We start from the raw sequence: 13,950 nt of genomic DNA on the forward strand, positions 1-13,950 counted from the left end.
CGGGCGCCATTTTTGTTTATGCCGGTAAGATAAGTTCGTCATAACCTCTGGCTTGCGTATACGTCATCACTTCCGCAACACGATCGCCCGCACGGCAAATAGCATCCGCCACCGTTTTACCTTTAATAATGCCGCTAACCAGCTCCGAACAAAACAGGTCGCCCGTCCCTTTCAGGTCAGTCGCTACACGAGGATGTGCGCTGATCGTCACTCCCTCTGCAGTAACAAGCACCACATGAATGTTTTCAGGGTCGTCCACAACGGGTGCACTGGTAATTGCAACCCATTTTAGCGTATCCGATAGCAATCCTTGCGCCGCCGCAATGGCGCGCTCTGGTGAACGACACGGTTTACCACTTAACACTTCAAGCTCGAACACGTTTGGTGTGATCCCCTGCGCCAGCGGCAGTAAATGTTGTCGGTATGCATCAGGTATCTCAGGCTTAACGTAGATCCCGCTGTCGGTATCGCCAATCACCGGATCAACCAGCACCAGCAAATCAGGATGCTTTTCCTTGATGGATTTAAGCCACTGCGCAAGAAGGGTAATCTGGCTGGCGCTGCCCATATACCCGGTTGTGACAGCTTTTAACTCGCGCAGAATATCACGCTCTTCCAGGGCCTGTAGATAGCCGCTGAACCACTCATCGGGGATCACGCCGCCATAGAACGTATCGTAGTGAGGCGTGTTACTGAACAATACCGTTGGAATGGCCGTTACGTTCAACTGGTGTGTTCTGATGTTGGGTACAGCAATACTGTTACCCACGCTGCCATACACCACCTGGGACTGCACTGCGACGATATCGGTTTGCTGCGCTCGGGAGGTATCCCGAAATAAAATCATCTCCATGACGCTTAAATTCCCGCCCCCTGCGAATAACTCTCTTCACCAAAGACACCGGTAGAAAGATAACGATCGCCACGATCGCAGATAATCGCCACCACGATGGCTCCCGGTGTTGACTGTGCAACCCTGATCGCTCCCGCTACCGCACCACCCGAACTCACGCCGCAGAATATACCTTCGCGTACCGCCAGTTCGCGCATCGTATTCTCCGCTTCACGCTGGTGAATATCCAGTACCTGATCCACAAGTTGTGCATTGAAAATGCCCGGCATGTATTCGGCAGGCCAGCGACGAATGCCCGGAATACTGCTGCCCTCTTCCGGTTGCAGGCCCACGATGGTCACGGCTTGCTCCTGCTCACGCAGGAAGCGGGAAACACCGGTAATTGTGCCAGTGGTTCCCATACTGGAAACAAAATGGGTAATTCGCCCTTCTGTTTGTTGCCAGATTTCCGGGCCGGTGGTGGTGTAGTGTGCATAAGGATTATCAGGATTGTTGAACTGATCGAGTAGCTTGCCTTCTCCACGCTCGGCCATCTCAAGAGCCAGGTCGCGCGCGCCTTCCATCCCCTGCTCTTTGGTCACCAGAATAAGCTCTGCACCATAGGCACGCATCGCGGCACGGCGCTCCTGGCTCATGTTGTCCGGCATGAGCAGTTTCATGCGGTAGCCTTTCAACGCAGCAATCATTGCCAGTGCAATGCCGGTGTTGCCACTGGTGGCTTCGATCAGCACATCGCCAGGTTTAATTTCACCGCGTATTTCGGCCTGGACAATCATCGACAACGCCGCGCGATCTTTAACCGAGCCTGCCGGGTTATTGCCTTCAAGTTTGACCCAAATTTCGCTGCCGTTGTCTGGCCCCATGCGCTGAAGCTTAACCAGAGGCGTGTTGCCGATGGTTTGTTCTAATGTGTTCATACTCGCTGCCCAATAAAAAGCCCGGCAGCGCATTCGCTTACCGGGCCTACAGAGATCGCTATTGTAAGCCGGGTAAGCGCAGCGCCACCCGGCAAAACTACGTAACCTTAACCTATCAGGCTGACTCCGCCAGAGCAATATCCTCGCGTGTCTCAATGCGCTCATTACCGTGATAAATACGAGCATGCTGTAAGCCCACAAACAGGCGTTCACCGCGATACGGCGGCTCTTCATCACGCATGACGACGGTGAGAGGATCGGTATACCAGCCCAATGGCTGTACCACTAATTGGGTGTAGTGACCTTTAGGGCTAGCCTCCAGAACCTGAACCGGAAGCGGTGAATCAAGGCTGGTGCGACGGCTCACATCCACTTCCCATGGACGCAAGAACAGATCCACAGGCCCCTGATGTGCAGACGTATACCCAAGTGGCCAGCGGTGCGCACCAACGTGGAACTGTCCACCGCGAATGGTCCCCTGCAAACGGTTAACTTCGCCCATAAACTCCAGCACGAAGCGGGTTGCAGGCTCACGCCACAATTGCTCCGGCTCGTCAACCTGTTCAATGTTCCCCTGGCTCATGACCACCACGCGATCGGCCACTTCCATCGCCTCTTCCTGATCGTGGGTCACAAAGACGCTGGTGAATTTAAGCTCTTCATGGAGCTGACGCAGCCAACGGCGCAGCTCTTTACGCACCTGCGCATCCAGCGCACCGAACGGCTCATCGAGCAACAAAATCTGCGGTTCAACTGCCAGCGCGCGGGCCAGGGCCACACGTTGCTTTTGCCCACCAGAAAGCTGAGCAGGGAAGCGTTCGGCCAGATGGGACAACTGCACCATTTCCAGCAATTTGGTCACTTTCGCTTTGATTGTCGCAGCATCAGGGCGCTCGCGACGTGGCAATACGGTCAGGCCAAAGGCGATGTTATCGAACACCGTCATATGGCGGAACAACGCATAATGCTGGAATACAAAACCAACCTTACGATCGCGAGCGTGCAGACGGCTCACGTCCGTCCCGTGAAAGCGAATATGCCCGCTGGTCTGGTGTTCAAGCCCCGCGATAATACGCAGCAACGTAGTCTTGCCTGAACCCGAAGGGCCCAGCAAAGCCACCATTTGTCCGGAAGGGATATCCAGCGAGATATCATTCAGCACCTGGGTGCGACCAAAAGACTTCTTAATATTGGCAATCTCAATGCTCATGATTTCCCTCCTGGTGCAGACGTTTTTCCTGATTCTCTAAACGCCATTGCACCACACTCTTCAAAAACAGGGTCAAAATAGCCATCAGCGTCAGTAACGCAGCGGCGGTAAAGGAACCGACGGTGTTGTAGTCCTGTTCCAGTAATTCAATCTGTAACGGCAGCGATAAGGTTTCGCCGCGAATGGAGCCGGATACCACTGACACAGCGCCAAATTCGCCAATCGCACGGGCATTGGTCAGCACCACGCCGTAGAGCAACGCCCAACGAATGTTCGGCAGCGTCACGCGTCTGAACATCTGCCAGCCGGAAGCCCCCAGCAAAACAGCCGCTTCATCTTCATGACTCCCCTGGCTCAACATCACCGGAACCAGTTCACGCACAACAAACGGACACGTCACGAAAATCGTCACCAGCACCATGCCCGGCCATGCGAACATGATTTGCAGGTTGTGTTCATCCAGCCAACCGCCCAATGGACCATTCGAACCGTAAAACAACAGATAAACCAGACCTGCCACAACCGGGGAAACCGCAAACGGAATATCCAGCAGCGTCAGCAATAACTGGCGACCCGGGAAGTTAAAACGCGTCACCAGCCAGGCCAGCAACGTCCCAAACACCAGGTTCACCGGTACGGTGATCAACGCAATCAGCACAGTCAGCCAGATAGCGTGCAACATATCCGGGTTCGCCAGGTTTTCCAGGGCCGGCATTAGCCCCTTACTGAAGGCCTGAACAAAGATGTAGACCATCGGTACAACGAGAATAAAGGCTGAAACCAGTACGCCTGTGCCAATCAGAAACCATTTTCCCCAGTTAATGCGGGGCGCGTCGTAACGCTTCAATTGAGTAACTTCCGCCATTAGTGACCTACCACTCGTCGACCAAAGCGACTTTGCAGCGTATTGATGGAGAACAACAGCAGCAGCGATGCGGCCAGAATCACCGAAGCAATTGCACTGGCTGCCGGATAATCAAACTCCTGCAAGCGAACAAAAATCATCAGCGAGGTCACTTCCGTCTTCCACGCGATATTCCCCGCGATAAAAATCACCGCGCCAAACTCACCGAGGCTACGGGTGAACGACAGCGCAACCCCTGCCAGCAAGGCCGGAGAAAGCTCAGGCAGCACCACTTTGCGAAAACTCTGCCAGCGCGTCGCCCCCAGCGTTTCCGCCGCTTCTTCGTATTCCGGGCCTAATTCTTCCAGTACCGGCTGCACCGTACGCACCACAAACGGGATGCTGGTAAAGGCCATCGCCACCGCAATACCCAGCCAGGTATAGGTTACTTTGATATCAAACTTCGCCAGCCACTCACCGTAAAAACCGTTCACGGAAAACAGCGAGGCCAGCGTCAGGCCAGCAACCGCCGTTGGCAACGCAAATGGCAAGTCCATCAACGCATCCAGCAGCGTGCGTCCCGGGAAACGGTAACGGGTTAAGATCCAGGCCATCAGCAGGCCGAACACACCGTTGAAAATCGAGGCCACAAACGCCGACAGCAATGTAACTTTATACGCGGCGACAACCTGAGGGTTGGTAACAACGTCCCAGTACTGCGACCAGCTCATCTGAGCGAGCTGCATTACCAGCGCGCTCAGAGGTAACAGCAAAATCAGACAGACGAACAACAGGCTGGTCCCGAGGCTTAAGGTGAAGCCCGGCAGCACACGTCTGGAGGAAACAGCAAACATTACTTACGCCCCGCCGCCAGCAATTTGTCTAACTCACCACCGCTGACAAAATGCGTTTTCATCACATCAGGCCAGGAGCCGAAATGGTCTTCCACACGGAACAGGTCTGTCTGCGGGAATTTGTCTTTCAGTTTGTTCATCACGTCTGGGTTATTCACGCGGTAGTAATAATCGGTGATGATGGTTTGCGCCTGCGGGCTGTACAGGTAGTTGAGATAAGCCTTCGCCGCTTTCTCTGTCCCGTTTGCCTGGACGTTTTTATCGACCCACGCCACCGGGAATTCCGCCAGAATATTGGTTTTCGGGATGACGACTTCAAAGCCCTGCGCTTCATACTGCTTACGGATGTTATTCACTTCCGATTCGAAGCTGATCAGCACATCACCCAGACCACGCTCCGCAAAGGTCGTGGTTGCTCCGCGACCGCCGGTATCGAACACTTCGACATTTTTCAGGAACTGAGTCATGAACTGCTCAGTTTTCGCTTTATCGTTACCGTCAGCTTTGTCCGCCGCTCCCCACGCCGCCAGATAGGTATAACGCGCGTTACCGGAGGTTTTCGGGTTCGGGAAAATCAGCTTCACATCGCTACGAACCAGATCGTTCCAGTCGTGGATGTTTTTCGGATTCCCTTTGCGCACCAGGAAGCCCATCGTGGAGTAAAAGGGTGAACTGTTATTTGGCAATCGGCTCTGCCAGTCAGCCGGGAGCAGCTTGCCTTTGTCATGCAGGATCTGCACATCCGTGACCTGGTTGTACGTCACCACATCCGCTTTCAATCCTTGCAGAATCGCTAACGCCTGCTTGGAAGAACCTGCGTGAGATTGCTTGATGGTCAGCTTGTCGCCACCATTTTCTTGCGCCCACTGCTGTTCAAAAGGCGGGTTCAGGGCGGCGAATAACTCGCGGGAGACATCATAGGAGCTGTTAAGCAGCTCTGTTGCCTGCGCCTGCGCGACCAACAGCATCGACGCAGCCAGCGCCAGATATCCTTTTTTCAGTACAGTTACGGTCATTGCGCACCCTTATAAATGTGATGACTATCTTATGGTCATAATATTTATAACGAGTACGAAAGGAGTAACGGTTTTATATACCGTTTAGTGATTTGGAAGCAGAAAAGAGAATAAGGGTGCGGACTGATGCCCTCACCCCAACCCTCCCCCGCAGGGAGAGGGCGAAAAACCATTACAGCGCCAGCAGACGCTCAACAGACGGCGCGAAGTAGTAGCCACCCGTCACCGGTTTGGTGAAGCGTAACATAGCATCACGTTTACCGTCGGTATCACCAAACATACTCAGTAACTGTTGTTCGATGTTGTACAGGCGCGCGCAGTAGGCACAGAAGTAAAGACCATGCGTACCGCTTGCTGTGCCATACGGCAGGCTTTGGCGAACAATCTTCAGGCCTTTGCCCTCTTCCTTGAGGTCGACGCGGGTCAGGTGAGACGTCACCGGGCGATCATCACCGTCGATCTCTTCGTTGGCGTCTTTGGTACGGCCAATCATCATCTCCTGGTCATGCACGCTCATGCGGTTTAGTTGCTTAAGGTTGTGCTCCCAGCGCTGAACGAAGACATAGCTCCCCCCCGCATCCACACCGTCTTTAATCACGGCAACGTCGCGACGAGTCTCTTCCCCGGCCGGGTTTTCAGTGCCATCCACAAACCCGCTCAGATCGCGCTCTTCTACCCAACGGAAACCGTGGACCTCTTCCTGCACGTCGATGTTGTCACCAAAGGCTTCCATCGCCGCCTGCGCGACAGAGAAGTTCACATCGTGACGCAGAGAGAGAATATGAATCAGCACATCGTACTGGGTCGCAGGGGCCAGACCTTTACCGTAAGGGATAAAGTCTTTCAGCTCTTCGGCTCCCATACCACCACTGAGTTGACGCCAGACGTTGTTGCCAAAAGCGACAACTGCACCAAGATGGGCGTCAGGGAATTTGGCCTGGAAGGAGGCCAGTTTATCGACGAAAACCTTGCTGGCCGCACGCAGGGCATCCACATCCCCTTTAACATTGGCTTCAATCCAAATCGCCGCGCGGCAATGTTCTGGCAAAATGCCACTCTGAACCTGAGACATCGCTCCTCCTGAAAAAAAACGCCACGACACCGTGGCATTGTTGGCGAGCATTATACCCGTTTTTCAGGAAGACAGATTGTCCGGACGCAATTTACTGCTTCCAGATAATTTGACTGATTTTCCAGTTTTTCAGCGTATCGTCTGAAGGCATTAACCCTTCCGGACCACTCCAGGTTCCGGTAAAAAGATAGCTAATATGCTGGCTTCCCTCGGCTTTACATTCCACCGCGACATGCTCATCAGCCGTCGCGCTGGTGCAGTGACCAAACGCCTGTTTGTAGAGATCGCTAAATGGCGTTCCCACCTTTACGCCGCTCGCCGTCGGGATCTCACTGTCCAGCACCTCAACACGATTGACGGTCCCTTTATCTCCGTTAATCACCAGCGCCAGGGTTTCGCCTTTCAGCGCTTCGAAATAATGCACGATAGTGCCATTTTCCGTTTTCATACCGCTACGCAGGCGATAATCACTGCTCAATGCCGACTGAATGGCGTCCTGATTCAGCGCCGTCGCGGCGGTAATGTTACCAACCCCCTGCTCGGTGACCTCCGTTGAAGATCCAAACCAGTTCCACGGATAGGCGGCTGACCAGTTTATTGAGGAGAGCGTTGAACAGCCTGTTAACGCCAGCGGGAGAGCGCATAAAAGTAAACGCAGCGATTTCATTGAAACGTCCTTACGTATTAAATCAACGCATGTTGGAGTGCGACATCGGCAAAAAGTGCCGATTAATCTTTCTCAGGTGTAAAACAGACACGTAAACGGGGATTGGTGAACAGCCATATTAATGCCACGATATCGGCGACAACCAGCCCAATCCCCACGCCTGTAAGCGGCTCACCGAACAGCCATAACAGCGGTTGCCAGCACAGCAGTACCATCTGCGCGGCAATAAGCAGCCAGCGTATTGCCGACCACAGGCGCGGAATAAAATGTCGTCGTCCGCTGCACAAAAACGCCATTACCGCAGGAACACCCGGCAGTAATCCCAGCCAAAAAGCATCGTGGTCAGGATAAAAGAGCGTGAGCAGTGTATCTCCCTGACCGCGAGACGCACCCGCCATCACAAACAACACCCAGGTTCTCGCCTGGAGCAACAACACACACCAGAATAAAAAGGGTAAGCGCAGGCGACCATGACTATCGTAATCGCCTGGGTGAAATTCAGTACTCTTCATCTTCTATCAGACGCTTACCCAGACTCAGCACGTCAGAGTGCTCATAACCCAGACGTTCATACATTCCCAGCACCACGTCGTTATCTTCCCGAACCATGATCTGAATTTTGGGGCAGCCACGGGCGATCAGTTTCTTTTCCAGACGATTAAGCAGTGCATTGGCAATGCCCCGACCACGGTATTCGGGGTGTACGCCCAGATAGTAAGCAGAGCCACGATGACCGTCATAACCGCCCATCACCGTCCCCACAACTTCACCGTTAACTTCGGCAACCAGAAACAGACTGACGTCGTGATGCACTTTACGCTCAATATCCATTTCCGGATCGTTCCACGGGCGAAGTAAATCGCAGCGCTCCCAAAGGGTGATCACCTCTTCGAAATCTGCCTGGCGAAAAACGCGTATCTCCATGGTATTACCGCCTTTTCGGGTTTAAAAACAGTGATTATGGCCTTAACGCAGTGTTAAGCCAATAACCGGGGAAAATCTCGCCAAAATTTGGCATAATGTCACTTTGTCACGTATTGAAATGAAAAGTAAAACAATTCCCAATAAGGACTGTCGTAACGCTAATCACGATACGATATAACACCAGGACTCCAATTTTTTACAATTCAGGCCGCATGAGCACATTCAAACCATTAAAAGCACTCACATCGCGTCGTCAGGTTCTTAAAGCGGGGCTGGCGGCCTTAACGTTAACAGGCATCGCAAAGCAGGCTCAGGCAAAAGAAGAGAGCACGCTCAAAACCAGTAACGGACACAGCAAACCGAAAGCCAAAAAACCAGGGGCGAAACGCGTGGTGATGCTCGACCCCGGTCACGGTGGCATCGACACCGGCGCTATTGGTAAAAACGGTTCGAAAGAAAAACATGTCGTGCTGGCGATTGCAAAAAATGTCCGGTCGATTTTACGCAGCAACGGGATTGACGCCCGCCTGACACGCAGCGGTGACACGTTTATTCCGCTCTACGACCGCGTGGAAATTGCCCATCAGCACGGCGCTGATCTGTTTATGTCGATTCACGCTGACGGTTTCACTAACCCCAGTGCGGCGGGCGCATCCGTTTTTGCGCTCTCTAACCGTGGGGCAAGTAGCGCCATGGCGAAGTACCTCTCCGATCGCGAAAACCGAGCGGATGAAGTTGCAGGTAAAAAAGCGACGGACAAAGACCACTTGCTGCAGCAGGTTCTGTTTGATCTTGTCCAGACGGACACCATCAAAAACAGCCTGACGCTTGGCTCACATATTCTGAAGAAGATTAAGCCCGTACATCGACTGCACAGCAGAGGCACAGAACAGGCGGCGTTCGTGGTGCTGAAATCACCGTCGATCCCCTCCGTGCTGGTTGAAACCTCATTTATTACTAACCCGGAAGAAGAGCGTCTGCTTGGCACAACCGCGTTCCGCCAAAAAATTGCAAATGCCATCGCCTCCGGGATAATCAGTTACTTTAACTGGTTTGATAACCAGAAAGCGCACTCCAGGAAACGCTAGATGAAACCCAATGCACAACTGGTAAAAACATTCCTGCTGCAGTTACAGGATGAGATTTGCCAGAAACTGGCCGCGGCCGATGGCGGCGAATTCCAGGAAGATAACTGGCAGCGCGAAGCCGGCGGCGGCGGTCGCAGCCGTGTGTTACGTAACGGCGGTATCTTTGAGCAGGCCGGGGTTAACTTCTCCCATGTTCATGGTGATGCAATGCCCGCCTCAGCCACAGCGCACCGCCCGGAACTGGCAGGACGGAGTTTTGAGGCCATGGGGGTCTCTCTGGTCGTGCATCCGCATAACCCCTTTGTCCCTACCAGCCATGCCAATGTGCGCTTTTTTATTGCTGAAAAACCGGGTGCTGAACCGGTATGGTGGTTTGGCGGCGGTTTCGATTTAACCCCCTACTACGGGTTTGAAGAGGACGCCGTACACTGGCACACCACCGCGCGTGACCTCTGTTTGCCCTTTGGCGAAGAGGTGTACCCGAAATACAAGAAATGGTGTGACGATTACTTTTACCTCAAGCACCGTGACGAACAGCGCGGTATTGGCGGCCTGTTCTTCGATGATTTGAACACGCCTGATTTTGATACCGCCTTCAGCTTTATGCAGGCGGTGGGTAACGGTTATACCGACGCTTATCTGCCAATAATCGAACGGCGTAAACACACCGATTACGCCGTTCGTGAGCGTGAGTTCCAGCTCTACCGTCGCGGGCGTTATGTAGAGTTCAATCTGGTGTGGGATCGCGGCACGCTGTTCGGTCTACAGACGGGTGGACGAACAGAATCCATTCTGATGTCGATGCCGCCACTGGTGCGCTGGGAGTACGGCTACGATCCAAAAGAAGGCAGCCCGGAGGCTGCCTTGAGTGAGTTTATTAAGGTCCGGAACTGGGTTTAAGCAAACTGTTTTCCCCCCACCCTAACGCTCTCCCTTTTGGCGTGAGGCCAAGGTGAGGGGAATTCGCTTATAGCGGCTGTGTCTGTGCTTCAACTACCGCCAGTGCCACCATGTTCACAATACGGCGTACGGATGCAATCGGCGTTAACACATGTACCGGCTTCGCCACGCCCATCAGAACCGGCCCCACGGTTACCCCTTCAGAGCTGGAAACGCGCAACAGGTTGTAGCTGATACGTGCCGCTTCTACATTTGGCATAATCAGCACATTCGCAGACCCTTTCAGCGGGCTGTCCGGCATACGTTCATTACGAATGCTTTCTACCAGGGCGGCATCTCCGTGCATCTCACCGTCAATCATCAACTCCGGGGCACGCTCGCGCACCAGCTCCAGGGTCTGACGCATCTTGCAGGCCGCAGGTGATTTAGACGAACCAAAGTTGGAATGCGACAACAGGGCCACTTTTGGCTCAATACCAAAGCGGCGCACCGTTTCCGCCGCCATGACGGTAATCTCTGCGAGTTGCTCAGGAGTTGGATCGTCATTGACGTAAGTATCAGCAATAAAGGTGTTCCCGCTTGGTAACAGCAACGCATTCATCGCCCCGGCAGTATGGACACCCTCACGGTAGCCAAAGATCTCCTGCACCACGCTGAAATGCTCGTGATAATCACCAATGGTTCCGCAGATCAACGCATCGGCTTCACCGCGATGCACCATGATTGCCCCAATCACTGTGGTATTGCTGATCACCGCTCTCTGAGCCTGCTCCTGGGTGATCCCACGGCGTTTCATGATCGCGTAGTATTCGTTCCAGTACTCCTTAAAACGCGGATCGGATTCGTTGTTCACAATCTCGAAATCGACACCCGGTTTGATTTGCAGGCCCAGCTTCTGAATGCGCATCTCAATCACGCTCGGACGCCCGATCAGGATCGGTTTCGCCAGCCCTAACGTGATCAGCTCCTGTGTTGCATGCAGCACACGGGCCTCTTCCCCCTCCGCCAGCACCACGCGTTTTGCGTCTGCGCGAGCCTGAGAGAAAATAGGCTTCATGAACAAATTGGTTTTGTAGACAAACTCGGTGAGTTTATCCACATAAGCATCAAAATCATTAATCGGACGCGTCGCCACACCGGAATCCATCGCCGCTTTCGCGACCGCTGGGGCAATTTTGACAATCAAGCGCGGATCGAACGGCTTAGGAATAATGTAATCCGGGCCAAAACTCAGATCCTGATCGCCATAGGCAGAAGCCACTACTTCGCTTTGTTCAGCATGCGCCAGTTCGGCAATGGCATGAACCGCGGCCAGTTTCATCTCTTCATTGATGGCCGTTGCGCCAACGTCCAGCGCACCACGGAAGATGAACGGGAAACACAGCACGTTGTTCACCTGGTTTGGATAGTCTGAACGGCCTGTACAAATAATTGCGTCTTCACGCACCGCTTTTGCCAGCGGCGGCAGGATTTCCGGCTCAGGGTTTGCCAGCGCCAGAATCATCGGTGCACGCGCCATTTTCTGCACCATTTCCGGAGTCAGCACTTTCGGCCCCGAGCACCCGAGGAAAATATCAGCCCCGTCGATCACATCGTCCAGCGTACGCTTGCCGTCGTCTTCCACCGCATAAGCCGCTTTGGTTGCAGCCATGTTTGGCTCACGATCTTTGTAGATCACGCCTTTGGAGTCGCAAACCACAATATTGCGCTTCTGCATTCCCAGCGCCACCAGCAGGTTCATACAGGCGATGGCCGCTGCACCCGCACCGGACACCACCATGCGCACGTCAGAAAGATTTTTCTCCACTACGCGTAAACCGTTCAGGATCGCCGCAGTACTGATAATTGCTGTGCCGTGCTGGTCATCATGAAACACGGGAATGTTCATACGCTCACGCAATTTCTGCTCGATGTAGAAACATTCCGGCGCTTTGATATCTTCAAGGTTAATGCCGCCAAATGTCGGTTCCAGCGCGGCCACTACGTTGATGAATTTATCGGGATCAAGCTCATCGACTTCGATATCAAATACGTCAATCCCGGCAAATTTCTTGAACAGTACGCCCTTCCCTTCCATTACCGGTTTACCTGCCAGCGCACCGATATTGCCTAAGCCCAGTACGGCTGTACCGTTAGAGATAACGGCTACAAGGTTGCCACGCGCAGTATATTTGTACGCCGCCAGCGGATCTTTCTCGATCTCAAGGCAAGGTGCGGCTACACCTGGCGAGTAGGCCAGGGCGAGATCGCGTTGTGTGGCCAACGGTTTAGTCGGGGAAACCTGGATTTTGCCCGGAACAGGAAATTCATGAAAATCGAGGGCACTCTGCTTCAACTGATCATCCATCTTATCGTTCCTTTCACGTATCGTTCAAAAAGGGTGGCGTACTCACTCTCCTGATGCTCACCCAGGAATGCCGGATAGTATCGCCCCAGCCCACAGTACAAACTTTGAAGGCTGCCAAACTCTCACTATCACAACGCAAAAATTGTTATCAATTTATAACAGCCATGTTACCTGCCGCAGAAAGCAATGCCTCCCCCGTCTGCTATGCTTTTTTGTTAAGTACGTCATGTATTTCGCAGAAGTGTGAACCAACGCACTCACCTAACTCTTTTATTCCAAAGGAGTAATCGTTAATGAACCAATTAGACGGCATCAAACAATTCACCACCGTGGTTGCCGACAGTGGTGATATCGAATCCATCCGCCACTATCAGCCTGAAGATGCAACCACCAACCCCTCACTGCTGCTAAAAGCGGCAGAGCTTGAGCACTACGCGCACTTGATTGACGACGCCATCGCCTACGGTAAACAACGGGGGAAAAACCAGGAGCAGCAGGTTGTCGAAGCCTGCGACAAGCTGGCGGTTAACTTTGGGGTGGAAATTCTGAAAAGCATTCCGGGCCGTGTTTCAACCGAAGTCGATGCGCGACTCTCTTTTGACAAAGAAAAGAGTATCGCCAAAGCCCGTAAACTGGTTGAGCTCTACCAGGAGCAAGGCATTGATACGTCACGCATTCTGATTAAACTCGCGTCAACCTGGGAAGGCATTCGCGCCGCCGAGGTGCTGGAAAAAGAGGGAATCAACTGTAACCTGACATTGCTGTTTTCGTTTGCACAGGCGCGCGCCTGCGCCGAAGCAGGCGTCTTTTTGGTGTCGCCCTTTGTAGGACGTATCTACGACTGGTATCAGGCTAAACAGCCAATGGACCCGTACGTGGTGGATGAAGACCCCGGCGTGAAGTCCGTTCGCAATATCTACGACTATTTCAAACAGCACCGCTACGAAACCATTGTCATGGGAGCCAGTTTTCGCCGAACAGAACAGATCCTCGCCCTGGCGGGCTGCGATCGACTCACCATTTCCCCCAATCTACTGAAAGCGCTTCAGGAAAAAGAAGAACCCGTCATTCGCAAACTGATCCCTTCATCCACTGTGCTACCTGCACCAAAACCCATGACGGAAGCCGAATTCCGCTGGGAGCACAATCAGGATGCCATGGCTGTCGATAAGCTGGCAGAAGGCATCCGGCTGTTCGCCATTGACCAGCGCAAACTCGAAGATCTTCTCGCCGCCAAACGTTAACCTTGCCATGGAGT

Annotated in this window: 14 protein-coding genes; 3 read left to right on the forward strand and 11 right to left on the reverse strand. The window is 53.3% G+C overall.

Annotation, left to right across the window (positions count from 1 at the left end):
* Positions 1–16 precede the first annotated feature (16 nt).
* The 10 genes from pdxK to GF617_RS08920 form a co-directional block, all read right to left on the reverse strand.
* The gene (gene pdxK, locus GF617_RS08875) at positions 17–853 is read right to left on the reverse strand and encodes a pyridoxine/pyridoxal/pyridoxamine kinase (protein ID WP_181620318.1); all 837 of its coding nucleotides are present in this window, start codon (positions 851–853) and stop codon (positions 17–19) included.
* Between the two features lie 5 nt (positions 854–858).
* On the reverse strand, positions 859–1,770 hold the full coding sequence (gene cysM / locus GF617_RS08880; protein ID WP_203451520.1) for a cysteine synthase CysM: 912 nt from the start codon (positions 1,768–1,770) through the stop codon (positions 859–861).
* A 115-nt stretch (positions 1,771–1,885) separates the two neighbouring features.
* On the reverse strand, positions 1,886–2,980 hold the full coding sequence (gene cysA / locus GF617_RS08885) for a sulfate/thiosulfate ABC transporter ATP-binding protein CysA (RefSeq protein WP_181620320.1): 1,095 nt from the start codon (positions 2,978–2,980) through the stop codon (positions 1,886–1,888).
* Positions 2,970–3,845, reverse strand: a complete 876-nt coding sequence (gene cysW / locus GF617_RS08890) for a sulfate/thiosulfate ABC transporter permease CysW (protein WP_181620321.1) — start codon at positions 3,843–3,845, stop codon at positions 2,970–2,972. The genes cysA and cysW overlap by 11 nt, the downstream gene beginning before the upstream one ends.
* On the reverse strand, positions 3,845–4,678 hold the full coding sequence (gene cysT, locus GF617_RS08895; protein WP_181620322.1) for a sulfate/thiosulfate ABC transporter permease CysT: 834 nt from the start codon (positions 4,676–4,678) through the stop codon (positions 3,845–3,847). The genes cysW and cysT overlap by 1 nt, the downstream gene beginning before the upstream one ends.
* Entirely contained in the window at positions 4,678–5,694 is a 1,017-nt protein-coding gene (locus GF617_RS08900; RefSeq protein ID WP_203451521.1) for a sulfate ABC transporter substrate-binding protein, read from the reverse strand. Before GF617_RS08900 ends, cysT begins: the two co-directional genes overlap by 1 nt.
* A gap of 172 nt (positions 5,695–5,866) precedes the next feature.
* The gene (locus GF617_RS08905; protein WP_181620324.1) at positions 5,867–6,766 is read right to left on the reverse strand and encodes a Dyp-type peroxidase; all 900 of its coding nucleotides are present in this window, start codon (positions 6,764–6,766) and stop codon (positions 5,867–5,869) included.
* A 91-nt stretch (positions 6,767–6,857) separates the two neighbouring features.
* Positions 6,858–7,433 (reverse strand): RpoE-regulated lipoprotein, encoded by a 576-nt coding sequence (locus tag GF617_RS08910; protein WP_181620325.1) that lies wholly within the window; start codon positions 7,431–7,433, stop codon positions 6,858–6,860.
* Between the two features lie 62 nt (positions 7,434–7,495).
* Positions 7,496–7,945 carry a DUF2919 domain-containing protein gene (locus GF617_RS08915; RefSeq protein ID WP_181620326.1) on the reverse strand — a complete coding sequence of 150 codons (450 nt, stop codon included), beginning with the start codon at positions 7,943–7,945 and terminating at the stop codon, positions 7,496–7,498.
* The gene (locus GF617_RS08920) at positions 7,932–8,357 is read right to left on the reverse strand and encodes a GNAT family acetyltransferase (RefSeq protein ID WP_181620327.1); all 426 of its coding nucleotides are present in this window, start codon (positions 8,355–8,357) and stop codon (positions 7,932–7,934) included. Before GF617_RS08920 ends, GF617_RS08915 begins: the two co-directional genes overlap by 14 nt.
* 212 nt (positions 8,358–8,569) lie before the next feature.
* On the opposite strand from GF617_RS08920, the gene amiA reads away from it, so the two are divergent.
* Together amiA and hemF are read left to right on the forward strand one after the other, a co-directional pair.
* Positions 8,570–9,445, forward strand: coding sequence for an N-acetylmuramoyl-L-alanine amidase AmiA (amiA, locus tag GF617_RS08925; protein WP_181620328.1), 876 nt, complete (start codon positions 8,570–8,572; stop codon positions 9,443–9,445).
* On the forward strand, positions 9,446–10,345 hold the full coding sequence (hemF, locus tag GF617_RS08930; RefSeq protein ID WP_203451522.1) for an oxygen-dependent coproporphyrinogen oxidase: 900 nt from the start codon (positions 9,446–9,448) through the stop codon (positions 10,343–10,345).
* A gap of 67 nt (positions 10,346–10,412) precedes the next feature.
* Here the strand turns inward: hemF and maeB are convergent, their stop codons facing one another.
* Positions 10,413–12,692, reverse strand: a complete 2,280-nt coding sequence (gene maeB / locus GF617_RS08935) for an NADP-dependent oxaloacetate-decarboxylating malate dehydrogenase (protein WP_181620330.1) — start codon at positions 12,690–12,692, stop codon at positions 10,413–10,415.
* Positions 12,693–12,985: 293 nt separating this feature from the next.
* Between maeB and tal the strand changes: the two genes are divergently transcribed.
* The gene (gene tal, locus GF617_RS08940) at positions 12,986–13,936 is read left to right on the forward strand and encodes a transaldolase (RefSeq protein ID WP_203451523.1); all 951 of its coding nucleotides are present in this window, start codon (positions 12,986–12,988) and stop codon (positions 13,934–13,936) included.
* Positions 13,937–13,950: the final 14 nt, after the last annotated feature.

Source organism: Lelliottia sp. RWM.1 (assembly GCF_016859735.1).
Lineage (GTDB): Bacteria > Pseudomonadota > Gammaproteobacteria > Enterobacterales > Enterobacteriaceae > Enterobacter.

Excerpts from the sequence above, each read along its gene's own strand:
- pdxK (WP_181620318.1), bottom strand. The coding sequence starts at position 853 with ATGGAGATGATTTTATTTCGGGATACCTCCCGAGCGCAGCAAACCGAT.
- cysM (WP_203451520.1), bottom strand. The coding sequence starts at position 1,770 with ATGAACACATTAGAACAAACCATCGGCAACACGCCTCTGGTTAAGCTT.
- cysA (WP_181620320.1), bottom strand. The coding sequence starts at position 2,980 with ATGAGCATTGAGATTGCCAATATTAAGAAGTCTTTTGGTCGCACCCAG.
- cysW (WP_181620321.1), bottom strand. The coding sequence starts at position 3,845 with ATGGCGGAAGTTACTCAATTGAAGCGTTACGACGCGCCCCGCATTAAC.
- cysT (WP_181620322.1), bottom strand. The coding sequence starts at position 4,678 with ATGTTTGCTGTTTCCTCCAGACGTGTGCTGCCGGGCTTCACCTTAAGC.
- GF617_RS08900 (WP_203451521.1), bottom strand. The coding sequence starts at position 5,694 with ATGACCGTAACTGTACTGAAAAAAGGATATCTGGCGCTGGCTGCGTCG.
- GF617_RS08905 (WP_181620324.1), bottom strand. The coding sequence starts at position 6,766 with ATGTCTCAGGTTCAGAGTGGCATTTTGCCAGAACATTGCCGCGCGGCG.
- GF617_RS08910 (WP_181620325.1), bottom strand. The coding sequence starts at position 7,433 with ATGAAATCGCTGCGTTTACTTTTATGCGCTCTCCCGCTGGCGTTAACA.
- GF617_RS08915 (WP_181620326.1), bottom strand. The coding sequence starts at position 7,945 with ATGAAGAGTACTGAATTTCACCCAGGCGATTACGATAGTCATGGTCGC.
- GF617_RS08920 (WP_181620327.1), bottom strand. The coding sequence starts at position 8,357 with ATGGAGATACGCGTTTTTCGCCAGGCAGATTTCGAAGAGGTGATCACC.
- amiA (WP_181620328.1), top strand. The coding sequence starts at position 8,570 with ATGAGCACATTCAAACCATTAAAAGCACTCACATCGCGTCGTCAGGTT.
- hemF (WP_203451522.1), top strand. The coding sequence starts at position 9,446 with ATGAAACCCAATGCACAACTGGTAAAAACATTCCTGCTGCAGTTACAG.
- maeB (WP_181620330.1), bottom strand. The coding sequence starts at position 12,692 with ATGGATGATCAGTTGAAGCAGAGTGCCCTCGATTTTCATGAATTTCCT.
- tal (WP_203451523.1), top strand. The coding sequence starts at position 12,986 with ATGAACCAATTAGACGGCATCAAACAATTCACCACCGTGGTTGCCGAC.